The following is a 21,841-nucleotide window of genomic DNA, read 5'->3' as shown; positions in this document are numbered from 1 at the left end:
GGGAACCCGAAACTCACGCGGCGACGGGCGCGGTTTCGTCGATGACGCGCTCGATCTTCCGGTGCCCCCACGCCATCCAGGCGAAGACCGACAGCGCGATCGCGAATGCCAGGGATCCGACGATCCACACGGTCATGGGGGAGATCGGGGTGTTCCACCACCACTCGGCGTCGCGGTCGAGGTTCACCCCGGTTCCGTCGAGGCCGGTGATGTAGCGGCGCAGGTTGATGTGCAGGGCCAGGCTGTTCGCCATCGAGAGGCCAGCGACGACAACTGTCAGTTGCACGCGGCTGAGAGAGAGGTTCGCACGACGGAGGCCCACGAGCGCGACGCCGAGGAAGATGATCATCATCGGGTAGACGTAGCGTGGCTGGACACCGGCGCCGACGAGTACACCCTCGCGAACGAGGATGTACATCGGGACGACGACCAGACCCGCGGCCACGCCGGTCAGGGCGAGCCACTTGCGCGGACTGCCCTTCTTGAAGCCCCAGAAGGTGACTCCCGCCGCGATGGCCACGGTGGTCACCCAGACCAAGGCGGGCATGGGCGTATCGAACCAGCCCAGGCCCCAGGAGCCGAGTGCTCCCGTGAACAAGCCGGGAAGGAGCTGAATGTTGGCGATGATCAGCGAGTAGACGCTCGACGTCCGTTCGGTCTCGGCGGTGAGCACCCCGGATTGGCCGCTGGTGAGGAACAGACTGGCGGCGATGACCACGAGGACAGCGGGCAGGATGAGTTCGAGGAGGAACTTCCGGTCGCGCCGCCAACCGAGCACGACAGCAACTGCCACTGCCAGCACGCCGTAGGCTGCGGAGTCGCTGCGCGCCCCGGCTCCCATCACCATCAGGATGACCGCAAGGGCGGCGAGGCCGTACTTCCTCCGTCCGGTCTGAACGAAAAAGCCCCACGTCGCAAGCCACAGCCCGCTCGCCTGGATGATCGACCAGGAGCTGGGATTCACGCTCGGGATCAGGAACACCCCGAGTGGGACGATGGCAGCGAGGGCACCCCACACGAGGAGGTGTCTCATGCGTAGTGGGAGCAGGAAGAACAGTGCGGTGAGCACGCCCACGAACAAGAGTGCGTTGAGCGATCGCATGAGGATGATCGACACCGAGAGGTCGGGCCCGACGAAGGTGCTCATGACCGCGTAGAAGACCGGCGGGTAGCCGTTGTCGAGCCAGTTTCCGCGGATGGTCGGCTTCATGCTCGTCTCATCGAGAGGACAGGTCGCCGCCTGGCCGGAATGGAACGCGAAGCAGGCCGCCGCCTGAACGACGTCTCCTGGCAACTCACGCGTCTTCTCGTCGCTTGTGAGCTCGCATCGTCCATCGACAGGGCCGTTCGCGCACCAGATGCTGCCCATGTGGTAGTCCTCGTCCGGGCTCGACCCGGGCGGGGACGACACTCCCCAGGCGAGGAGCGCGACCAGCAGCGCGAGCGGGGCGAGTACTGCAGCAACGATCTGTCGTGTCCGGCGGGTCATCGCAGAGGGGCTCCTCGGTCAGGAAGCGACACTGCCGACGAGAGGTTTCGGTGGCACAGAAAGTCGCGGGTATTGTTGGGTGGTGCGTCTTCACCGTGTCCCATCCTATCTGCGTGCCCAGCGGGCACCTCGATGGACCGTGGTCGTCGATCGCGGGATCCCTCAGGCTGGTAGGACACGATGACCGGCAACGGAGACCCATCACTGAGCGTGGTCATCCCGTCGTACAACTCGTCGCGCTGGCTGCCGTCGACCCTGGACGCGCTTGCCGTCGCCGTCCGTGAGGCGGATGCCGACATCGAGGTGATCGTCGTCGATGACGGGAGCAACGACGGTTCCGGAGATGTCCTCCAGCAGCTGTCGGCAGACTTCCCCGGCGAGCTCATCGTGGTGCGTCAGGAGAACAGTGGACGCTTTCTCGCCCGCTGGGCGGGCATCGAGCGTGCGCGCGCCGAACACGTCCTGCTGTTGGACTCACGCGTGATCGTCGCCCCGGATGCGCTCGCCTACCTCCTGCCCGCTGTGGCGGCCGACCCTGCACCCGCAGGCTGGAACGCGCATGTGCACACCGACCCGACCTCGCCTCTGGTGGGACGGTTCTGGGAAGTGCCGACGTTCGTGTTCTGGGGCGGATACCTGCGCGACCCGCGCCCGTACGATCTGACCGCGGAGACGTTCGACTCCGCGCCCAAGGGCACTGGCGCGTTCCTGGCTCGACGAGAGGTGCTTCGGGAGGCATTCCTGCAGGCCTGGCCCGAGGGTGACGCCAAGCTGATCTCCGATGACACCAAGATCCTGCGCTGGATCGCGGACAACGGGGGCATCCGTCTCGATCCCGGGTTCTCGGCGACGTACCGACCGCGCACGACCGTCGATGGGTTCGTGCGGCACTCGTTCGATCGCGGCACTCTGTTCGTCGACAGTTACGCCGGAACATCGCCGTTGCGCTCGGTCATCCTGCTGCTTGCGGCTGTGGCACCATTCGTCGCGGTGGCGCTGATGGTCTGGCTCATCGTCGCGGGAGCGGGCGTTGCAGCTCTCATCCTGGTCGCGGTGTTGCTGCTGCTGTTGCTCGCACCGCTCATGCCGGCGTCCCTCAATCGATGCCCGCCTCGCGCCCAACTGTCCTACGTCACGTTCATCCTGGTCTTCCTCGTCCCGTTCTGGAGCGGCCTCCTCAGAGGCATCGTTATCCATCGCGGTGCATTCTTCGATCGGTCCCGCGTCGCCGGGTCCGCTGCCGGAAAGGCGCACTCATGATCATCTTCATCTACGGCACGACCGCCGAGGCGATCAAGATCGCTCCGGTCGTGCGGCGCCTCACAGACAAGGGCGTCCCTGTGCAGCATTGGGTGACGCAGCAGCACACGGAGTCGCTGCGCAAGGCGATGCCGGAGCTGGGTTTCCCGGCTCCGACGGAGGTCATCGCCAACGGCTTCCGCGGCAAGCCGCTCAAGTCGCCCATCCAGATGGTGGGCTGGATGTTCGATGTCGCCCGGTGGTCGCTCGGCAACATCCGACGCATCCGCAAATCGCTCCCGAAGGACTCTGCCGTCATCGTGCATGGCGACACCATGACCACGGTGCTCGGCACCTTCATCGGGCGTCGGCTCAAGGTGCCTGTTGCGCACGTCGAGGCGGGACTCCGCTCCGGCAACTGGCGGCACCCGTTCCCCGAGGAGCTCGACCGACGTATCGTCGGGCGCTTCGCCGACATCCATTACGTGCCGACTGAGGAAGCAGCAAGCAACCTCTCGACGCAGCGCAACGTGGTACTGACACACGGCAACACCGCGAAGGACGCGGTGCGCGACGCGGCAGGCGACTCTGCGGCTGTCACAGAGCCCTACGGCCTTGTGCTGCTGCACCGCTTCGAGTTCATCTCCAACTCCGCCCTCGTCACAGAGACTCTGAAGACGCTCGATGAGAACAGCCCACTGCCGTTGCGGCTCATCGTCGACGCGTACTCGCGTGATGCGATCGAACAGACGATCGCGGACCTCGGTCTGACCAAGTTCACGGTCATGCCGAAGCTCGAGCACAGCCAGTTCGTCGCCGCGCTGCGGTCCGCAAGCTTCGTCGTGACAGACTCAGGCGGCATCCAGCAGGAGGCTGCGGTGTTCGGTATCCCGACACTCGTCCATCGCAAGGTGTCGGAGAGCCGTGAAGGCATCGGCACCAGCGCTGTGCTGTCGGGCTGGGAGCAGCAGGCGGTCATCGACTTCTTGGCGCACGCCGATGACTATCGCGTGGTCGATGTCGATCCTGGCGCATCGCCGTCCGACATCATCGTCGCCGACCTCATCGAACGAGGACTCGCGACGCCGGGCGTCTGATCGAGCTCAGTCGGCCAGCGAGCGCCGGAGTCGACGCGCATTGCGCATGTCGATTGCGAAGAATGTGACCAAGACCACCGTGCCGATCGCCGCATAGGACACGAGCATCGCCGTGATGTTTGGGATCGTGAGGGTGAACGCGATCCATTGCGCCGCCGTGGCGACGAGAAGGAGGGCCGCCGCCGCCGGCGATGCCGAGCTGGTCATCTTGATCATCATCCCCTGGGCCGCGATCCAGGGGAGGTAGGCGAGCGCAGTCGGCACGAGCAGGCCGGATGCCGGCGCGTATGCGGCCGGATAGATCAGCCCGATGATCCAGTCGCCCAGCACGAGGAACACGAGGATCATCGCCACGCTCGTGGCGAGGGAGAGCCCGAGTGTCGCCAGCACGCCGATGCGCGCGAGATTCGGGTTGTCGCGGTGCTTCACGAATCGGGGCAGCAGGTACAGAGACAGCGTGGATGGCAGCAGGAACCCGGTCTTCACGAGCACAGTCACAGAGGCGTACATTCCGGCGAGATCCTCGGGTGCGCCTGCGCGGAGGAAGATGACGTCGGAGCTCGTCAGCCACGCGAATGCGACACTCAGGACGACGATCGTGATCCCGGCCCGGCTGAAGACGCCATCGACGGGGCGTGGGACGTGCCGGGCCGTCCAGAGGCCGCCCACCACCGCCACCACGAGCGCGGCGAGCACCGCGCCGACGATACCCCCGAGTCCCATGCCGACGGCGATCGCCAAGACGGCGAACAGCACCCGCGCGATCTGCGAGAACGTCGACCACCACACGGCCTGGGCCACTCGTCCAGAGCCCTGCAGCAGCCCCATCGCATCGGCGAAAACGAAGCTCAGTGGGATCGTCACGGCGGCGGCGATGATCACGATGGGAGTGGTGCTGAGCGACGTCGCGAGCCAGGGTGACAGCGTGGCGATCACGGCCCCGCCCCCCAGGCCGATCAGGATCGCGTCGAGGGGCCAGCGCTTCTTGTTCTTGCCGGCGGCATCTACCGGCGTCGTCAGCGCGGTGGCTGTCTGCACGGTCACACTGCTCTGCAATGAGGCGCTGCCGATCGCAGCGACGTTGACGATCACGAAGAAGGCGGCGAGGAGGCCGAAGTCGGCGGGAGAGAGGAAGCGCGCGCTCAGCAGTTGGAATGCGAAGGAGGCGACGATGCCGAGACCGCTCGCGACGCCGACGGCGAGAAGCGCCTTGCCGTGCGAGCGGACGTGGACCCCCAGGCCAGTGCGCTGCGGCTTCGGGTTCGTCATCGTCTCGTGCTCGGCCATCGGCGTGGTCATCCTGACGTCTGTGGGGGCGGGACGCCGCTCGCAGGGTGCGGGCGCACGGGCCACTCGTGCCGCGGCAATGATACTCGGCGTGTCTGAGGGCGCGCTGGCACTCACACGGGTTCGCGAATGCGGGAGGGTAAGCTTCTTCGTTGTGACGCCCTCCCAGAACGCTGATGCCGTGGCGCCCGCAGGCGCCGAGACTCGGATCGCCGCGAGCGCCGATGTCTCACCGGATGCGACCATCGGCAGCGGAAGCTCTGTCTGGCATCTCGCCCAGGTACGGGAGAGCGCCGTCCTCGGCGAGAACTGCATCATCGGACGTGGCGCGTACATCGGCACCGGCGTGCGGATGGGCGACAACTGCAAGGTGCAGAACTATGCGCTCGTCTACGAGCCGGCCGTTCTCGGCGCCGGCGTGTTCGTCGGCCCCGCAGTGGTCCTCACGAACGACACCTACCCCCGGGCGGTGACCCCGGACGGACAGTTGAAGTCCGCACACGACTGGGAGCCCGTCGGCGTCGTCATCGGTGACGGCGCTTCCATCGGTGCGCGAGCAACCTGCGTCGCGCCCGTGACCATCGGCGCGTGGGCGACAGTGGCCGCCGGAGCAGTCGTCGTGAAGGACGTTCCCCCGTTCGCGCTCGTCGTCGGAGTGCCGGCGCGCCGGATCGGATGGGTGGGCAAGGCGGGCGTACCGCTGACGGAATCCGAACCCGGTGTCTGGGTATGCCCGACGACCGGCTCCCGCTATCTCGAAACAGACGGCGTTCTCGCATTGGAGGAACAATGACGGAATTCATTCCGGCGGCCAGGCCGCTGATCGGCGACGAGGAACGAGCGGCCGTCGACCGCGTGCTTCGCAGCGGCATGGTCGCTCAGGGCCCGGAGGTCGCGGCGTTCGAGAAGGAGTTCGCCGACCACTTCGTCGAGGGGCTTCCGGTCATCGCGGTCAACTCCGGGACTTCCGGTCTGCACCTCGGATTGCTCGCTGCGGGAGTGGGACCCGGCGACGAGGTCATCGTCCCGTCCTTCACGTTCGCTGCGACCGCGAACGCCGTCGCCCTCACCGGAGCCACCCCGGTGTTCGTGGACATCGAGCCCGAGACGTTCACGCTGGACCCAGCGGCGGTCGATGCTGCCGTCACTGCGCGCACTCGCGGTATCCTCCCCGTTCACCTCTACGGTCACCCGGCGCGGATGACCGATCTCGGCGACATCGCAACCAAGCACGGGATCGCGCTGTACGAGGATGCAGCGCAGGCGCACGGTGCCGCGTTGAACGGACGCCCGGTGGGTACTTTCGGAACGATGACGATGTTCTCGCTCTACCCGACGAAGAACATGACCAGCGGCGAGGGTGGAATGGTCGTCACTGCCGACGAGGAGACCGCACGACGGGTGCGCCTGCTGCGCAACCAGGGCATGGAGCGTCAGTACGAGAACGAGGTCATCGGCTACAACGCTCGCATGACCGACATCCACGCCGCTATCGGGCGGGTCCAGCTGACGAAGGTGGACGCCTGGACCGAGAAGCGTCGCGCGAACGCCGCCTTCCTCGACGCCAACCTCGCCGGCGTCGCCGTGCCTCCCGTGGCTGCAGGTGCCAGGCACGTCTACCACCAGTACACGATCCGGGTCGAGGATGACCGCGATGGACTGGTCGCGGCGCTCAAGGAGGAGTACGCGATCGGCAGTGGCGTGTATTACCCGATCCCGAACCACCGGCTCCCGTCGCTCCGGCAGTATGCGCCGGGCCTCGAGCTTCCGCAGACGGAGCGCGCGGCACGTGAGGCGATGTCGCTTCCGGTGCACCCGTCGCTCTCGGACGCCGATCTCGACCGAATCGTCACTGCGGTGAACAAGCTCGCCGGGGCCGGTAGCTGATGGCGGCACTGAGGGCGGGTCTGCTCGGTGTGGGCTCGATGGGGCGGCACCACGCACGGATTCTTCGCGACATCGACGGCGTCGAACTCGTCGCGGTCGCTGATCCGGGAGGTGATCCGCATCGCGTCGCGGGTGGAGTGCCTCTTCTCGCGAACGTCGAGGAGCTGATCGCCGCACGCATCGACATCGCCGTGGTCGCCATCCCGACGCGGTTCCATGCGGAAGCAGCACTCGCGCTGGCAGACGCGGGCGTACATACGCTGGTCGAGAAGCCGATCGCCGACGACAGCGGGTCCGGGCACCGGGTGAGCGAGTGCTTCGAGCAGAAGGGCCTCGTCGGTGCGGTCGGGCATGTGGAGCGCTTCAACCCCGCGCTGCAGCAGCTGCGCAGCAGACTCGCCGAGGGAGACGCCGGGGCGGTCTACCAGATCGCCACTCGTCGACAGAGTACATTCCCCGCCCGTATCGGTGACGTGGGCGTCGCGAAGGATCTCGGCACGCACGACATCGATCTGACGGCGTGGGTCGCCCAGTCCTTCTACTCGTCGATCAGCGCGCAGACCGCGTTCAAGAGCGGCCGCGAGTTCGAGGACATGATCGCGATGACCGGACGCCTCGAGAGCGGGATCATCACGAACCATCTGATCAACTGGCTCAGCCCCATGAAGGAGCGCGTCACGGTCGTCACGGGCGAGCGCGGCACCTTCGTCGCCGACACGGCGACGGGTGATCTGACGTTCCACGCGAACGGCACCGAGTTGCTCGAATGGGACTCCGTTTCGACGTTCCGAGGTGTGTCCGAAGGCGACATGACCCGGTTCGCGTTCGCGAAGCGGGAGCCGCTGCGCGCCGAACTCGAGGCATTCCGCGACGCGGTGCTCGGCCAGCCCAGCGAGTTGTCCACCATGAGTGAAGCCGTGCACACCCTCGAGGTCGTCGAGTCCGCGCTCGAGTCGGCACGCGACGGAGGGAAGCTGGTGAACATTGGACGCGCAGCGCACTGACCTCCTCGTCGTCGGATCGGGCTTCTTCGGCCTCACGATCGCCGAGCGTGCCGCGCAGGCCGGCCGCAAGGTCACCGTCATCGATCGCCGACACCACCTCGGCGGCAACGCCTACAGCGAAGCCGAGCCCGAGACGGGCATCGAGGTGCATCGCTACGGTGCGCACCTGTTCCACACGTCGAACCCGACCGTGTGGGAGTACGTCAACCGCTTCACGTCGTTCACGAACTACGTGCATCGCGTCTACACGACCCACAAGGGCACGGTCTTCCCGATGCCCGTGAACCTGGGCACGATCAACCAGTTCTTCCAATCTGCGTACACACCCGACCAGGCGCGCGCCCTGGTGCGGGAGCAGGCAGGGGAGTTCGACGTGAAGACCGCGGCGAACTTCGAGGAGAAGGGCATCGCGCTCGTCGGCCGTCCGCTGTTCGAGGCGTTCTTCCGCGACTACACCGCGAAGCAGTGGCAGACCGACCCGCAGAAGTTGTCGGGCGACATCATCAGCCGTCTCCCGGTGCGCTACACCTACGACAACAGGTACTTCAACGACACGTGGGAGGGCCTGCCCACGGACGGCTACACCGCCTGGCTCGAGCGCATGGCCGACCACCCCAACATCGAGGTGCGGCTCGACGTCGACTTCTTCGACGAGTCCCAACCTTTCAACCGGGAGGCGACGGTCGGTCAACTGCCGATCGTCTACACCGGCCCCGTCGATCGCTACTTCGATTACGCGGAAGGTGCGTTGAGCTGGCGGACGCTGGACTTCGAGCAAGAGGTGCTCGACGTCGGCGACTTCCAGGGCACGAGCGTGATGAACTACCCGGACATGGACGTGCCGTACACGCGGATCCACGAGTTCAAGCACTTCCACCCGGAGCGCAAGGACGTGTACGACTCGAACCGCACCGTCATCATGCGGGAGTTCTCTCGTTTCGCGGACCGGGAGGACGAGCCGTACTACCCGGTGAACACCGCCGCCGACCGCGGTGGTCTGCTGGCCTATCGCGAACTCGCCAAGGGTGAGGCGGACGTGCACTTCGGCGGACGGCTGGGCACCTATCAGTACCTGGACATGCACATGGCGATCGGCTCGGCGCTCTCCATGTGGAACAACACCTTCGCGTGATCAGCTGCTGAGATCTCGTATCACGGAGTCCATCACGAACGATCTGTAGGATCGGTGACATGGCTTCCCCCACGTCCGCCCTCCCGGCGCGCCCGGAATCGGATCAGCTCTCCTCGGGGGATGCGCGACGATCGTCGAACCGGTTGTGGCCCCGCCGAACGACCGGGCTGCTGCTGCTCGTGGGGCTTCTGATGGGCGCGATCGGCTTCGCGACCGTGATGGCTATGCCGAACTTGGCGTGGCACGGGACCCGCGGCCTGGAACTGCAGGCGACCTACGACGCCTACCGCGAGACCGGTACGCTCCTCGTGAAGGAGTCGGGCTCGGGGTCGAACAGTGTCCAAGGGCCGACGAACGGTCCGTTGACCTTCGCGACGTGGGACGACGACCCGGGTTCTTACATCATTGCGAGTCTGATGAGCCACGTGACAGGCTCCGAGTCTCCCTACCCCGGCCTCACCCTCGCGCAGGCGCTGCTCGTCGGGATCCCGCTCATCTGGTTGCCGCTGGCCGTCGCTCGCGTTGTCGGCAGAGCACGTGCGGGATTCGCCATGGTGCTGCTCCCGCTCGCCATGTGGCTGTTCAACCATGGAGCGACGCTGGCTGGCACGGAGTATGGGCTCTCCGACCAGATCAGTACACTGCCGGTGTACTCGCTCTACGGGACGGCCGCATCACTGGCTTTCCTGTCGTTGTCTCTGGTCGTCCTCGCCAGTTCGTTCCGGCTGAGCACCGTCGCCCTGATCGCCGTGACGGTCGGTTTCGCGGTGCTCGCGGCGTCGGGCAACATGTCCCGTTCCCTCTCCGGTATGGGGGTGGCCGCCGCGGTCGGCGTGCTGTGGTGGATCCACGTCCGCGGTCGATGGAAGTGGGTTGCCGCGCTCGGCAGCATCGTGGCGACGATCCTGCTCGCGACCGTGATTCAGAACGGAGTGATGTCGGCGATCAATGGACCTCGAGCCGAAGCTGCGAACCAGCAGATGTCCGACGTGCCCGATGCGCACACAGCGTGGCACTCGCTGTATCTCGGGCTGTCCTACCCGCAACCGCTCAACGGACAGGAGTCGCGTTTTGGGGTGCTCTGGTCGGACCAGTTCGGGTGGGAGAAGGCGCAGGAGGTCGACCCGGACGTCGTGGTGGCGAGCACGGAGTACGACGAGATCCTCAAAGACCTGTACTTCGAGAAGGTTCTCGCCGATCCTCTCGGAGCGGTCAAGCTCTACGTGAAGAAACTGATCTACGTCACTCAGCACTTCGGCGGGCTGCTCCTTTTCATCATCGTCGGGTTCTCAGTCGGGTTGACCGTCCGAGCGCGGCCGCCTGTCCGGATCGGCCGTGTGCTGGCGATCGCGTTGCCAACCGTCGCGATCGGACTCGTCCCGGCCGTGCTGGTGATGCCTATGCTCTACTACTACTCCGAGCTGGCTGCGTCTCTCGGCGTCCTGGCAGCCGTCTCGCTCGGCATCATCGTCTGGGCTGTCTCATCGTGGCCGGCACGCGTGCGCGACCGCGAGAGGCAGCGTACTGCGACTCGCGATCCGCGGTCCGCTGAGACCGGGACCGGCACGAGCATCGTGATCGACGCCGCGGGCACCGCCTCCGATGCGCGGAGTTCGATCAGTTCACTCGGTGCCGAGGTCGATGAGATCGTCGTCGTCGTGAGCACGGGGACCGCCGTGCCCATAGACCTGCTCGACGATGCCAGGGTCCGCGTGGTGGCCTCCCGCGCCGCGGGTGTCGGCGGGCGGTTGCGCGAAGGTGTCCTGGCCACCGCAGGGGCACGCGTCGCAGTCCTGCGGTCCGCCAGCGACGCGGGGCTCCTCGTGATCGATCCGGAGGGTGGGCGATCCGCAGTCGTTCGCTCGGCCACGGGCGGAGGCGTCGTGAATGCGCTCCGTCGTGCACTGCTCTCCTTGGAGGGTAGGGGTGACGTGCGGGCGCTGGTTCTCGACGGCGCTGATGCTCGGGCACTGGCCGACATCTCGCGCGAGCCCGGTGCGCTGTGGTTCGAGGAGATGGCATTCGGTGCCCAGCGGCGTACGGGGGAGCTTTCCGTGAGGACCGCCGACACCGTGGGAGGGACCGATACTCGCCTGCGGGCGACTCTGCCTACGATCTGGAAGCTCGGTGGCATCGCCGTCCGTGCCCAGGAATACGGGTCTGCACAGATGACGCGCGTCAGCCAGACGGTCTGAGCCGTCTCGCCGCGCGGGATGTGGGCTTCAGGACGTCCTGAGGTCAGCTCGGTCCTCAGGGCCGTGTCAGCGCTCGGAACTCCTCGTAGTCGCGTATGTAGTCCTGGTCCTCATAGGGACGCGACGCGAACACGACGAGCACGGCGTCGGGGCTGTAGTCGTATTGCGTGCCCCACGTCATCGCCGGCATGTGCAGTCCCATCGACGGATCGTCGAGGACGTACTCGTGGCGCGTGGTGCCGTCATCGACGATGCAGGAGACGCTGCCCGTGAGGCAGATGAGGAACTGTTCGCACTGGCGGTGTGCATGCTCGCCGCGTACTTCCTTCGAGGGCACGCCGTGTACGAAGAAGACGCGCAGCGGTGCGAACGGGAGGTCGTCCGGCAGATCGATGGGGAGCAGGTCTCCCCGGATGTCACTCACGGTGCGCAAAGCCGTGATGCCTTCGGGGCTCGTCGAGGATTCGGTCCGCGCTGCGGTCGGCGTCTCCGTCTCGGCATATCCGATGATCCGCGCGGGGTTTCCGACAACGATCGCGTACGGCGGGACATCCTTCGTGACGACGGCACCCGCGCCGATCATCGCACGACGGCCGACACGGATGCCGGGCAGGATCACGGCCCCGCCGCCGATAGAAGCCCCGTCTTCGATCACGGTCTGCGTGAACGCCTCGGGGTACTGCTTGCTGCGTGGGAAGGGATCGTTGGTGAACGTGGCGTTCGGTCCGATGAAGACGTCGTCGCCGAGGCGAACGCCGTCCCACACCTGGACGCCGGACTTGAGGGTGACCCGATCGCCGATCATGACGTCGTTCTCGACGAAGACATGATCGTTGATGTTGACGTCTTCACCGATCACGGCTCCGGGAAGGACGTGTGAGAACGCCCAGACCCGGGTTCGTGCCCCGATTTGCGTGCTTTCGCAGATGCCCTGGGGGTGAACGAAGTAGTCAGCGTCATCAGTCATGCAGAAGGCTCCTCGCGTCGGCGCTCACGAAATACTATCCGGCCCGCGACGAAGCCGAGAGGCGCCGTCACCAGCACGCTCAATCCGTTGAGGAACTCGGGACCGTCGAAGGAGCGGATGATCGCGATCACCACCAGTCCGACGAGATAGATGACGAGGTAGCAGAGGGCGTAGACGAGGGCAGCCCGGCGCGATCCGTTGCTCGTGAACACCCACCGGGCGGCGAAGACTGTCGAGAACACCAGACCGATCATGAACGCCAGGGTGAAGGCGAGCCATCCTGGCATCAGGTAGCTGAGTCCGATCAGCAGTGCGGTGGTAGCGAGAGTGTTCGCGCCGCCGACGATGAGGAACCGCCACGCGGCCGCGCGGGTCGTGCGCGCGTCCTCGTTCACCATTGCTCGTGGCTCATGACGATCGACGAGGGGCGCTGCTTGGTGTTGTCGAAGATGCGCCACACGTAGGCACCGACGATCCCGATCGAGGTGATGGTGAGGAACGTCGAGAAGAGGATGGTGAGCATCAACGGGGCGTAACCCGGCTCGGTGATCCCGCCGGCGAGATAGAAGCAGAGGATCACGACGGCGACGGCGAGCACGACGACCGATCCGAACATGCCTGTCAGCAGCAGCAGGTCCAAGGGCAGGTTCGTGAACGAGAAGACGCTGTCGAGTAGGTACTTCACGCGCTTGCGGAGGGTCCAGCTGCTCGTGCCGTGCTCGCGTCGTTGGCGTCCGTAGGGTATCTCCACGCGACGGAAACCGACCCAGTACAGCTGCGCGACGAGGCTCGAGTTCGCCTCGTTCATCGCGACCAGCTCGAGCGCCACGGCTTTGGTGCACCCGAAGACGTCGACTCCACCGGGTGGCATCTCGCGCGCGATGGTGCGTCGATAGAGGCCCCAGAAAGTACGCGAGCTCAAGCTCGACAGTGCCGGATCGTCGCGGGCGACGCGGCGGCCGACCGCGACGTCTACGCTTCCGGAGGCCAGAGCCCTCTGGAACTCGACCATGAGTTCAGCCGGCTCCTGGAGGTCCGCGGCCATGACGCCGATCGCTGAGCCCTTCGCTGCCGCGAGGCCGGTGCGAATGGCCGCGAACGAACCGAAGTTGCGGGAGTGCTGCAGCAGCTGCGACCGGAACGCCGCCTCTGGTAACGCGGCCGCGAGCGCATCGTAAGAACGATCGGGAGAACCGTCGACCACGAAGACCACCTCGGTCTCGGCGGGAAGTTCCGGCATGATCTCGGTGAGACGTGCGACGAGGGAGGGGATGTTCTCCTCATTGCCGTACACCGGGATGACAATGGAGAAGTCCGTCACCGCAGCCCCCTGATCGCGGCGACGACCCTCTCGACTTCGTCGTCGCGCAGCTCGGGGAACAGCGGAAGACTCAGGATCTCGCGACAGGCGCTCTCGGTCACAGTGAGCGGGATTTCGGGAGCGAAGCGGGCGAACGCGGGCTGCTCGTAGTCGGGAAGCGGGAAGTGGACGTCGGTCGCGATGCCTTGTGCCGTCAGTTGCGCCCTGACATCGTCCCGACGGGCGCTGCGGCCAATCGCGAGGTGCCCCGCGTGGTCGGCGGTGTCGGCCGGAAGTACCGTCAGCAGAGCGGGGTCGATGTGTGCTGTGGCGTGCCGGTACGCCGAGATGATTTCGCGGCGCCGTTGGTTGAACCCGTCGACGAGGGGGAGGCGCACGCGGAGGAAGGCCGCCTGCAGCTCGTCCAGACGGGAGTTCGTGCCGCCAGGAAGCACGGCGTTGTACTTGCCGTCCCAGCCGTATTGTCGTAGTTGCCGTAGGCGGGCCGCTGTCTCTTCGGAACCTGGGATGACGGCGCCGCCGTCGCCGACCGCGCCGAGGTTCTTGGTCGGGTAGAAACTGAAGGTCGCGGCGTCTCCGAAGGTCGCGGCCCGGCCCTCGGGGCGAGTCGCGCCGATCGCCTGTGCACAGTCCTCGACCAGCGCCACGCCGCGCTCGTCGCACAGTGCGCGGATCGCGGCCATGTCTCCGAGATATCCGTAGAGGTGTGTGACGACCACGACTCCCACGTCGTCGGTCAGAGCAGCGCGGATCGTTTCCGCGTTCAGGCACAGCGTCTCCGCGTCCACATCCGCGTAGCGCGGGGTGAATCCCGCGCGAACGGTCGCCGTGGAGGTGTAGGCGCCCGCGTTCGCAGCAGTGAGCACGACAGCTCGTCCATCCGGCATGACTGCCTTGATCGCCAACTCGAGGGCGTCGGTGCCGCTCGCCACCCCGACCGCATCCATCGCACCGAGGTAGGCGGCAAGCTCCTGTTCGAAGGCCATGTGCTGCGCGCCGAGGACCGCGTAGCCGGAATCGATCACCGCCGCCGTCGCGTCGAGCATCGCCGCTCGATCGCGCGTCAAACCGCGGGAGAGGTCATTTAGGGGAACGCCTGGTGTGGAGGTCATGAAGGTCCTGTCGGTTGAAGTACGAGTCTATGGTCCGCGCGCTGTCCGAGCAGAACGGGACTCTCTCGTAGACTCGACTCGTGAGTCACGCTGCTGTCGGGGCGCCCGGGACGCCCCGGCGATATCTGCATTCGTTGTGGCTGCTGTCGGCTCGTGACCTGAAAGTCCGATACTCGACCAGCCTCCTCGGCTATCTGTGGTCGGTGCTCGATCCGCTCGTGATGAGTGGGATCTACTGGTTCGTCTTCACGCAGGTCTTCAATCGCGATGTCGGCGAGGAGCCGTACATCATCTTCCTCATCAGTGCGCTGCTGCCGTGGGTCTGGTTCAACTCCTCGGTCTCGGACTTCACCCGTGCTTTCAAGAAGGACGCCAGGCTCGTCCGGTCGACCGCGATCCCACGCTCGATCTGGGTGAACCGCATCGTGCTGAGCAAGGGGATGGAATACCTGTTCTCCCTCCCGGTGCTCGTGCTGTTCATCGTGGTCAACCTGTTCGTGGAGCTCGATCCGGGCAGGACGGTGCACGTCGGGTGGGGCATCCTGTGGATGCCGGTGGCGATGATCCTGCAGACGATCCTGCTGGTCGGTCTGGGTCTGCTGATCGCCCCGCTCTGCGTCCTGTTCGTCGACCTCGAGCGCACGACGGCGCTCATCCTGCGGGCGATGTTCTACGCGACGCCGATCATCTACAACGTCACGGACCTGCCCGGGATCTTCCAGACCCTCGGGGCATTCAACCCGCTCGCGGGCATCATGATGCTGTACCGCATGCCGTTCTTCCCGGATCAGTGGAACCCGTTCACGTTGACGATCAGCGTCGTGATGAGCCTCGTGATCCTCGGACTGGGCGTGTGGACGTTCCGGAGCCTGGAGCGACCCGTGCTGAAGGAGCTGTGATGACCGCGGCAATCGATGTGCAGGGTCTGGGCGTGCACTTCCGCCGGAACAGGCGGGGGAGCCGGAGCTTCAAGGATCTCTTCGCGGGGGCGTCTCGGCGTTCTCGGCCGGGGGAGTTCTGGGCGCTCCGCAACGTGTCGTTCTCCGTCCAGCAGGGAGAGTCGATCGGCGTCGTCGGGCGCAACGGCCAGGGGAAGTCGACTCTGCTCCGCCTGGTCGCCAAGGTGCTGCTGCCGGACGAGGGCACGGTGTCGGTCAACGGCGGCGTCGCCCCGCTCATCGAGATCACCGGTGGGTTCGTCGGCGACCTCACCGTGCGAGAGAACGTCCGGCTGACCGCGGGCCTGCACGGAATGTCCCGCGACGAGGTCTCGCGACGCTACGACGGCATCATCGAGTTCGCCGAACTCGCCGGGTTCGAGGACACGCCCTACAAGCACCTCTCCAACGGGATGAAGGTGCGTCTCGCCTTCTCCGTCGTGTCGCAGCTCGATGAGCCGATCCTGTTGGTCGACGAGGTGCTCGCCGTGGGGGACAAGGCGTTCCGCGAGAAGTGCTACACGCGCATCGATGAGCTGCTCGCCGAGGGACGCACGCTGTTCTTCGTGAGCCACAACGAGCGCGACCTCCGACGGTTCTGCACGCGGGGCCTGTACCTCGATCGGGGTGGGCTCGTGCTCGACGCACCGATCGCCGATGTCCTCGACCGGTACAACGCCGACTACAACGCCTGAGGGCGCATCGTCCGCGCGCCATCGTTCGGCTCAGAGCCCGACGATTCCCTGCAGGCTCTGCACGGCGCTCCGAGCAGCGTCGACGGCACCGGCGGTCTTGGTCTCCGCCAGGATCGCCGAGCGCAGCTCCGTGAGTCGCTGCGCGTAGGCGTCCACACCCTCGCGCCACTTCGTGTCGATCGATGCGGGCGGCTGCGCATCAGAGAGGCGTCGTGCATCCTGCTCCAGGGTGTCGACGACCTGCAGCGCATCATCCGAGCCCACGGAGGCGATGAGGTCAAGGCCGCGCGGGGCGTCGGTGAGCCACCCGCCCACCTGCGCGCGGAAGGCGTCGAGCGTGGGATCGGCGGGCGCGGGGGGCGTGGTCGCCGGAGTGGAGGGCAGATCGGGCGTGGTCGTGGGCGCGGGAGAGGCACTCGTCGACGGGCTAGGCGTGCCGTTCGCGCCCGTTTCGGGTGCGTCGCTGCGCGGCAGGAGGAAGAAGAGAAGCGCCCCGATGACGGCCAGGGCAGCGACCACGAGCCCGATGATGAGCCAGACGCGACCGGTGCGCTTCGGCTTCGGCTCCATGGGCGCCCAGCGCAGTTCGGGCTGCTGCTCGCTCATCAGTTCGCCTCCAGCGGTGCCATCGGCTGCCAGGAACGGTCGCGGCGGATCTTGCCGCCTTCCTTGAGGCCTCGGAACAGGTTGCTCGTCCCGCGCATAGTGCGCTCGACGAACACGAGCCGGATGAGCTCCTTGGCGAACGTCATCGTCGTGCCCAGGCCGAACAGGACCGGGTTGTAGTTGTCGTGCTCGCGGTAGTAGTGCTTGATGTACGCGCGGTTGCGCATGATGTAGAAGCGGTAGGCGTTGCTGGAGGCGTTCATGTGACGCACGCCCATGTCCCACTGTTTGATCTCGCGAGTGCGTCGCAGCACGAACTCGTCCACGATGACGGCGGTCGTCTTGCGCGACGCGAGCCAGCCGTACATCTGGTCGTCCCAGTAGATGAAGAAGCGCGGATCGGGCAGGCCGATCTGCTGCACGATCGAACGGTGGATGAACATGCCCTCGAAGCAGCCGCTGTTCATCTCCTTGAACCCGGACGCGTCGAAGCCGGAAGGCGCGAACGGGATCGGGATTCCCATGCGCTCCGCGATGCGGTACTGCCAGTAGAACTCGCTGCCGTCGTAGTCGTAGCGGCGGCCCTGGATGCTCCGGAAGCGCGGGGCCCACTTGCCCATCTTCGCGAGTCCCTCGGGGAGCACCTCGACGTCGTCGTCCATCATCCAGATCCACTCCGCGCCGAGCTCGTACGCGGTGCGCATGCCCTCGCTGAAGCCGCCGGAGCCGCCCGTGTTCGTCTCCAGCCGGCGGTAGACGATCTCGGTGCCGATGCTGTCACGGAACGACTCGACGACCTCGGTCGTGTCATCGGAGGAGGCGTTGTCGATGATCACGACACGTCCGGGCTTCGGGTCCATCGCGGTGATGCTGTTGAGCAAGCCGGTGAGCAGATGAGACCGGTTGAAGGTGACGACGACGATCGTCGCCGCCTTCGGATCGAATGCAGCGGGCGCCGCGGTCATACCTTCTCCTCGGAGATCAATTGCCAGTTCTGGGGATCGTGGGCATCGTCGCCGCGGGCCTTCATCGGAGACGAAGCGGGACATGACGAGCAGTGAGTAGCCTACCGTCCGCCGCCTCGGGATCAGCGGAGAGGCTCACCAGGGGCGCGGAGGTGCGGCGGTTAGACTGACCCCGATGAAGGTATTGATCACCGGCGGCGCCGGGTACATCGGGTCCACCGTCGCTACCGCGTGTATCGAGGCCGGGATCGAGGTCGTGCTCCTCGACGACCTCTCCACGGGACTCCGGGCGTTCGGCGCGGGACGCGAGCTCTATGTCGGCGACATCGCGGACGCGGCGATCCTCGACCGGCTGATCGCCGACCACCCGGACATCGATGCGGTGGTGCACTGCGCCGCGCGCATCGTGGTCTCGGAGAGCGTCATCGATCCGCTCGGCTACTACGACACGAACGTCGGCAAGACGATCACCCTGCTGCAGCGCCTGCGCGCCGCGGGCATCTCTCGGATCGTGTTCAGCTCTTCGGCTGCCGTCTACGCGGGCGAGGCGGGCGAGGGCGTGGACGAGGACAGCCCGCTCGCGCCGTCGAGCCCCTACGCGACGTCGAAGGCGATGGTCGAACAGATCCTGCACGATGCGGCGGCGGGTGGTGAGCTCCGCGCGATCGCCCTCCGTTACTTCAATCCGATCGGCGCCGATCCGCAGCTGCGGACGGGATTGCAGAAGCCGATGCCCACGCACGCTCTCGGCAAGATCATGCAGGCGCACGCTGCGGGAGAGGCGTTCTCGGTCACGGGTACCGACTGGCCCACCCGAGACGGATCCGGCCTGCGCGACTACATCCACGTCTGGGATCTCGCGCTCGCGCACGTCGCCGCCGTGCAGCGGTTCGACGAGGTCGCCACGCACCGCGAACCGTATCGGGTGATCAACATCGGAACGGGGGACGGCGTGACGGTCCGCGAACTGGTGGCCGCCTTCGAGCGGGTGACCGGTGCGACGCTGACCGTGATCGACTCCGACCGTCGCCCCGGCGACCAGGCGGGTGCCTACGCCCTGGTCGACCGCGCGGCGACCGAGCTGGGATGGCGGACGGAACGTTCCGTGGACGACGGCGTACGCGACGCGATCGCGTGGGCAGAGAAGCTCCCCACGCTGCGCTGAGGCGCGCGGTCGGCTACTCCTGCGGCCGCAGCGTCGGGATCGCTCCGGTGTGCGCGGCATCGATGTTCTCCCGCCACGAGCGCGATTGCCCGGCGCGCAGCGCGCACAGCACGAGCATGAACCAGCCCGCCCCGACGAGCGTGAAGCTCTCGAACATCGAGTCGACGGCGAGCGTCACCAGGATGATGGGCGTCCATGCGTAGACGACGGAGCGGCGCACACTGGCCACGAGCCAGGAGCGGATGAGCGCGACGCCACCGAGCAGCAGGAAAAGGACCAGACCGGCCGTTCCGAGCTGGAGCAGCACGTCGAAGAATGCGTTCAGAGCGCTCTGGTGGTGGTCGTCGAGTTGGAAGTTGATGTAGGTGAAGGGGTACTCGCCGCGTGCCCAGCCACCGAACCACCCCCAGCCCTGCACCGGCTTCAGAGCGACGAAATCGAGGATCGTGTTCCACAGCGAGCCGCGGATCGAGAAGTCCGACCCGGCGTCGAGCAACGCGATGATCTGATGGCGCAGCGCAAACGCCGCCGTGAGTGCCAGCGCCACCACGATCCCGAGGAGCCATTGCACGAGATTCCGCCGCTCGGGCTCCGTATGTCGCACGATCGTGAGCGCGATCGTCACGATGCCGACGGCGGCGGCGAGGACGATCACCGTCGGCGACGCGGACAGGAACGACATGGCTGTCGCCAGGCCGATCGAGACCACGGCGAGCGGGGTGTGCACCGACGCGGTGCGCCACTCGATCACGAACGTGATGAGCGCGATCACCGCGACGAAACCGAGCATGTTGCGGCTTCCGAACAGCCCTTGGATCGGACCGCCGACGGCGAGGTCACCCTGAATGCCGAGGAACGTGAACGGGATGTCCAGCAGGATGCCGGAGAGGATCTCCACCCCGAGTGACACGGCGAGGAGCGCGCGCAGCGTGTCCCCGATCGCCCGCACGGTCTGCAGCGTGTCACGGATGTGGCCGATCGTGATCGCCAGGAACGCGTACCCGAACAGCGCCATCCAGCCGAACAGGGTGTCTGAGCGATCCGTGGTCCAGAACACGCTGGCCAGCGCCCAGGCGAGGAACGCCAGCACGGTGGAGGGGGCGATGCGCAGCAGGGAGAGCTCGTCGCGGCGCACCCACAGGATCGCTGCGCCCAGCAGGCACAGCACCGCGATGATGGTGGCGAGCGTGACGGTCGAGGTCATCCGCTCGATCGCGAACGAGCCGAAGACGGCGGTGAGGGCGGTGATCGTGAAGGCGCGCGCCAGCTCGACGGAACCGAGCAGCCGTGCCGGGAGGCGAGGCGAGGTCACGGCACCCGCCGCTGGCGCGCGCCGCGTTCGAAAAGAAGGTCGCGTTCACCGACGCCGACCAGCGGTACGGACTTGAGCTTGAACGACAGCAGCACCACGAGCATCCAGCCCCACAGCATGATGGGCGTCGATTCCGAGAAGCCCTGCACGAGCAGGACGATCGTGAACAGGCTGGGCAGCAGAGTCAACGGCGAGTACGGGCGTGCGGCGTCGAGATCCCACCGTGGCCGGTCCACGGCGAAGAACCACGAGCGCCACAACAGCGTGCCGTACGCGACCGCCATCAGGATCACGCCGACGACGCCGAGCTGCAGCAGCACGTCCAGCCACATGTTGTGGGCGTGGAAGACGGTGATGCCGTGGTCGACGATCCAGTGGTCGAACGCCGGATCCGTGGGGATCCACGGACTGGAGAACCCGTTGCCGAAGATCGGGTGCTCACCGGCTCGCTCCAGCACCTTGCTCCAGATCTTGTCCGAACGGCCGGTGAGGTCGGAGGTGCGGCCGAGAAGTGCGAGCAGCGGGGCGCGGAGCAGCCACACGGCGAGAGCGACGACCGCGGTGCCGCCGATCGCGATCACGTAGATGCGGGTGCGGGTGCCGGGGGTGCGGGCACGTCGCATCAGCAGGGCGACGACCAGCACGACGGCGACGGCGGCGGCGCACACGAACGCGGTGGCCGACGCGGTGCGCAGCAGGAAGTATGCGGCGAGCAGCATCCACAGTGCGAGGGTCGTGCGCCAGCGCGAGCGCGCGGCGAACAGCACGCCGAACGTGATGAGCGCGAACAGCGAGATGATCGCCAGGAGGTTCGCGTTGCCGACGATGCCCTGGATGCGGCCCCCGTCGAACAGGTTGTCGCGCACCCAGTACCACTGCGGGTCGATCTTCCCGTCGGGCAGCGTGACGAAGTTCGGCAGCAGCGGGCCGTGCAGCACGAGCGAGACCCACAGTTCGAGCGCCAGCGAGAGACCGAGGATCCATTTGAAGGCCGACGACAGCGCCCGGACGATCTCGTTCCAGGTCAGCACATGGGCGATGAAGAGGCCGTTCACCGTGACGGCCGCGAGCAGCACCCAGGTGATGAGCGTCGGCCCGCGCCACTGCGACCACGCCACAGAGACGAGCGCGAGGGTCGTGTAGCCGAGCGCGGTCCAGGGCAGGCGCCGCCAGCGGAAGGGCTGCGGGCGGTTGCGGGCGAGCATCGGGATGCCCATGCCGAGCGTCGCGAGCGTGAACACGGCCAGTGTGATCGCGGCACCGTCCTGCCCCAGGAGGTTGTACACGGCCGTGTGGGCGAAGGTGACGAACAGCACGAGGATGACGTACCCGCGCAGCATCAGATGCCCCGTCGATTCGCGCTCCGGCGCGGTGGGCGGAGCGGCGACCGGATGCTTCGTGTACTGGGCCATCGCGTTCAGGCTACCGCG

At 66.5% G+C, this 21,841-nt stretch carries 19 protein-coding genes and 3 pseudogenes; 10 read left to right on the top strand and 12 right to left on the bottom strand.

Translation table 11 applies throughout. The features are described 5' to 3' along the window. Window positions 1–13 precede the first annotated feature (13 nt). Window positions 14–1,489, bottom strand: coding sequence for a DUF2142 domain-containing protein (locus WFM69_RS14625; protein WP_337005905.1), 1,476 nt, complete (start codon window positions 1,487–1,489; stop codon window positions 14–16). 180 nt (window positions 1,490–1,669) lie between these two features. Between WFM69_RS14625 and WFM69_RS14620 the strand changes: the two genes are divergently transcribed. Beyond that, window positions 1,670–2,749, top strand: coding sequence for a glycosyltransferase family 2 protein (locus WFM69_RS14620; RefSeq protein ID WP_337005903.1), 1,080 nt, complete (start codon window positions 1,670–1,672; stop codon window positions 2,747–2,749). Next, on the top strand, window positions 2,746–3,825 hold the full coding sequence (locus WFM69_RS14615) for a UDP-N-acetylglucosamine 2-epimerase (protein WP_337005901.1): 1,080 nt from the start codon (window positions 2,746–2,748) through the stop codon (window positions 3,823–3,825). Before WFM69_RS14620 ends, WFM69_RS14615 begins: the two co-directional genes overlap by 4 nt. Before the next feature lie 6 nt (window positions 3,826–3,831). Here WFM69_RS14615 and WFM69_RS14610 read toward each other — a convergent pair whose 3' ends face one another. Then, window positions 3,832–5,124, bottom strand: coding sequence for a lipopolysaccharide biosynthesis protein (locus WFM69_RS14610; protein WP_337005899.1), 1,293 nt, complete (start codon window positions 5,122–5,124; stop codon window positions 3,832–3,834). A 169-nt stretch (window positions 5,125–5,293) separates the two neighbouring features. Here WFM69_RS14610 and WFM69_RS14605 point away from each other — a divergent pair, with 169 nt between their 5' ends. The 5 genes from WFM69_RS14605 to WFM69_RS14585 are packed head-to-tail and all read left to right on the top strand — an operon-like array spanning window position 5,294 to window position 11,330. After that, entirely contained in the window at window positions 5,294–5,905 is a 612-nt protein-coding gene (locus WFM69_RS14605; protein ID WP_337005897.1) for an acyltransferase, read from the top strand. Then, window positions 5,902–6,999, top strand: a complete 1,098-nt coding sequence (locus WFM69_RS14600) for a DegT/DnrJ/EryC1/StrS family aminotransferase (RefSeq protein WP_337005895.1) — start codon at window positions 5,902–5,904, stop codon at window positions 6,997–6,999. Before WFM69_RS14605 ends, WFM69_RS14600 begins: the two co-directional genes overlap by 4 nt. Then, complete coding sequence (locus WFM69_RS14595) at window positions 6,999–8,003, top strand: Gfo/Idh/MocA family oxidoreductase (protein WP_337005893.1); 1,005 nt, start codon at window positions 6,999–7,001, stop codon at window positions 8,001–8,003. The genes WFM69_RS14600 and WFM69_RS14595 overlap by 1 nt, the downstream gene beginning before the upstream one ends. Further along, window positions 7,984–9,135, top strand: a complete 1,152-nt coding sequence (glf, locus tag WFM69_RS14590) for a UDP-galactopyranose mutase (protein ID WP_337005891.1) — start codon at window positions 7,984–7,986, stop codon at window positions 9,133–9,135. Before WFM69_RS14595 ends, glf begins: the two co-directional genes overlap by 20 nt. Window positions 9,136–9,194: 59 nt before the next feature. Next, window positions 9,195–11,330 (top strand): hypothetical protein, encoded by a 2,136-nt coding sequence (locus WFM69_RS14585; protein WP_337005889.1) that lies wholly within the window; start codon window positions 9,195–9,197, stop codon window positions 11,328–11,330. A gap of 55 nt (window positions 11,331–11,385) precedes the next feature. Here WFM69_RS14585 and WFM69_RS19430 read toward each other — a convergent pair. The 6 genes and pseudogenes from WFM69_RS19430 to WFM69_RS14565 form a co-directional block, all read right to left on the bottom strand. Continuing rightward, window positions 11,386–11,760 (bottom strand): annotated as a pseudogene (locus WFM69_RS19430) (sugar 3,4-ketoisomerase); the annotation flags it as partial. A 75-nt stretch (window positions 11,761–11,835) separates the two neighbouring features. After that, window positions 11,836–11,964: pseudogene (locus WFM69_RS19425) on the bottom strand (WxcM-like domain-containing protein); the annotation flags it as partial. Between the two features lie 84 nt (window positions 11,965–12,048). Beyond that, a pseudogene (locus tag WFM69_RS19420) lies at window positions 12,049–12,297 on the bottom strand (WxcM-like domain-containing protein); the annotation flags it as partial. Next, a complete protein-coding gene (locus WFM69_RS14575) occupies window positions 12,294–12,695 on the bottom strand; it encodes a GtrA family protein (protein ID WP_337005884.1) in 402 nt (133 codons plus the stop codon). The pseudogene WFM69_RS19420 and the gene WFM69_RS14575, both read right to left, overlap by 4 nt. After that, window positions 12,689–13,618 carry a glycosyltransferase family 2 protein gene (locus WFM69_RS14570; RefSeq protein WP_337005882.1) on the bottom strand — a complete coding sequence of 310 codons (930 nt, stop codon included), beginning with the start codon at window positions 13,616–13,618 and terminating at the stop codon, window positions 12,689–12,691. Before WFM69_RS14570 ends, WFM69_RS14575 begins: the two co-directional genes overlap by 7 nt. Beyond that, complete coding sequence (locus tag WFM69_RS14565) at window positions 13,615–14,730, bottom strand: DegT/DnrJ/EryC1/StrS family aminotransferase (RefSeq protein WP_337005880.1); 1,116 nt, start codon at window positions 14,728–14,730, stop codon at window positions 13,615–13,617. Before WFM69_RS14565 ends, WFM69_RS14570 begins: the two co-directional genes overlap by 4 nt. A gap of 80 nt (window positions 14,731–14,810) precedes the next feature. On the opposite strand from WFM69_RS14565, the gene WFM69_RS14560 reads away from it, so the two are divergent. Both WFM69_RS14560 and WFM69_RS14555 read left to right on the top strand, forming a co-directional pair. Beyond that, on the top strand, window positions 14,811–15,629 hold the full coding sequence (locus WFM69_RS14560; RefSeq protein ID WP_337005877.1) for an ABC transporter permease: 819 nt from the start codon (window positions 14,811–14,813) through the stop codon (window positions 15,627–15,629). Further along, window positions 15,629–16,363: an ABC transporter ATP-binding protein gene (locus WFM69_RS14555; protein WP_337005875.1), complete on the top strand. Its 735-nt coding sequence runs from the start codon at window positions 15,629–15,631 to the stop codon at window positions 16,361–16,363. The genes WFM69_RS14560 and WFM69_RS14555 overlap by 1 nt, the downstream gene beginning before the upstream one ends. A gap of 30 nt (window positions 16,364–16,393) precedes the next feature. Here the strand turns inward: WFM69_RS14555 and WFM69_RS14550 are convergent, their stop codons facing one another. Continuing rightward, window positions 16,394–16,969: a hypothetical protein gene (locus tag WFM69_RS14550; protein ID WP_337005873.1), complete on the bottom strand. Its 576-nt coding sequence runs from the start codon at window positions 16,967–16,969 to the stop codon at window positions 16,394–16,396. Next, complete coding sequence (locus tag WFM69_RS14545; RefSeq protein WP_337005871.1) at window positions 16,969–17,934, bottom strand: glycosyltransferase family 2 protein; 966 nt, start codon at window positions 17,932–17,934, stop codon at window positions 16,969–16,971. The genes WFM69_RS14550 and WFM69_RS14545 overlap by 1 nt, the downstream gene beginning before the upstream one ends. 175 nt (window positions 17,935–18,109) lie before the next feature. Here WFM69_RS14545 and galE point away from each other — a divergent pair, with 175 nt between their 5' ends. Then, a complete protein-coding gene (gene galE, locus WFM69_RS14540) occupies window positions 18,110–19,099 on the top strand; it encodes a UDP-glucose 4-epimerase GalE (RefSeq protein ID WP_337005869.1) in 990 nt (329 codons plus the stop codon). Between the two features lie 13 nt (window positions 19,100–19,112). On the opposite strand, the gene WFM69_RS14535 is transcribed toward galE, so the two are convergent. Both WFM69_RS14535 and WFM69_RS14530 read right to left on the bottom strand, forming a co-directional pair. Continuing rightward, entirely contained in the window at window positions 19,113–20,411 is a 1,299-nt protein-coding gene (locus WFM69_RS14535; protein WP_337005867.1) for an O-antigen ligase family protein, read from the bottom strand. Continuing rightward, a complete protein-coding gene (locus tag WFM69_RS14530) occupies window positions 20,408–21,823 on the bottom strand; it encodes an O-antigen ligase family protein (protein ID WP_337005865.1) in 1,416 nt (471 codons plus the stop codon). Before WFM69_RS14530 ends, WFM69_RS14535 begins: the two co-directional genes overlap by 4 nt. Window positions 21,824–21,841: the final 18 nt, after the last annotated feature.

Source organism: Microbacterium sp. LB12 (assembly GCF_037150835.1).
Classification (GTDB): domain Bacteria; phylum Actinomycetota; class Actinomycetes; order Actinomycetales; family Microbacteriaceae; genus Microbacterium.
This window is presented reverse-complemented; position numbering and strand designations above follow the sequence as displayed.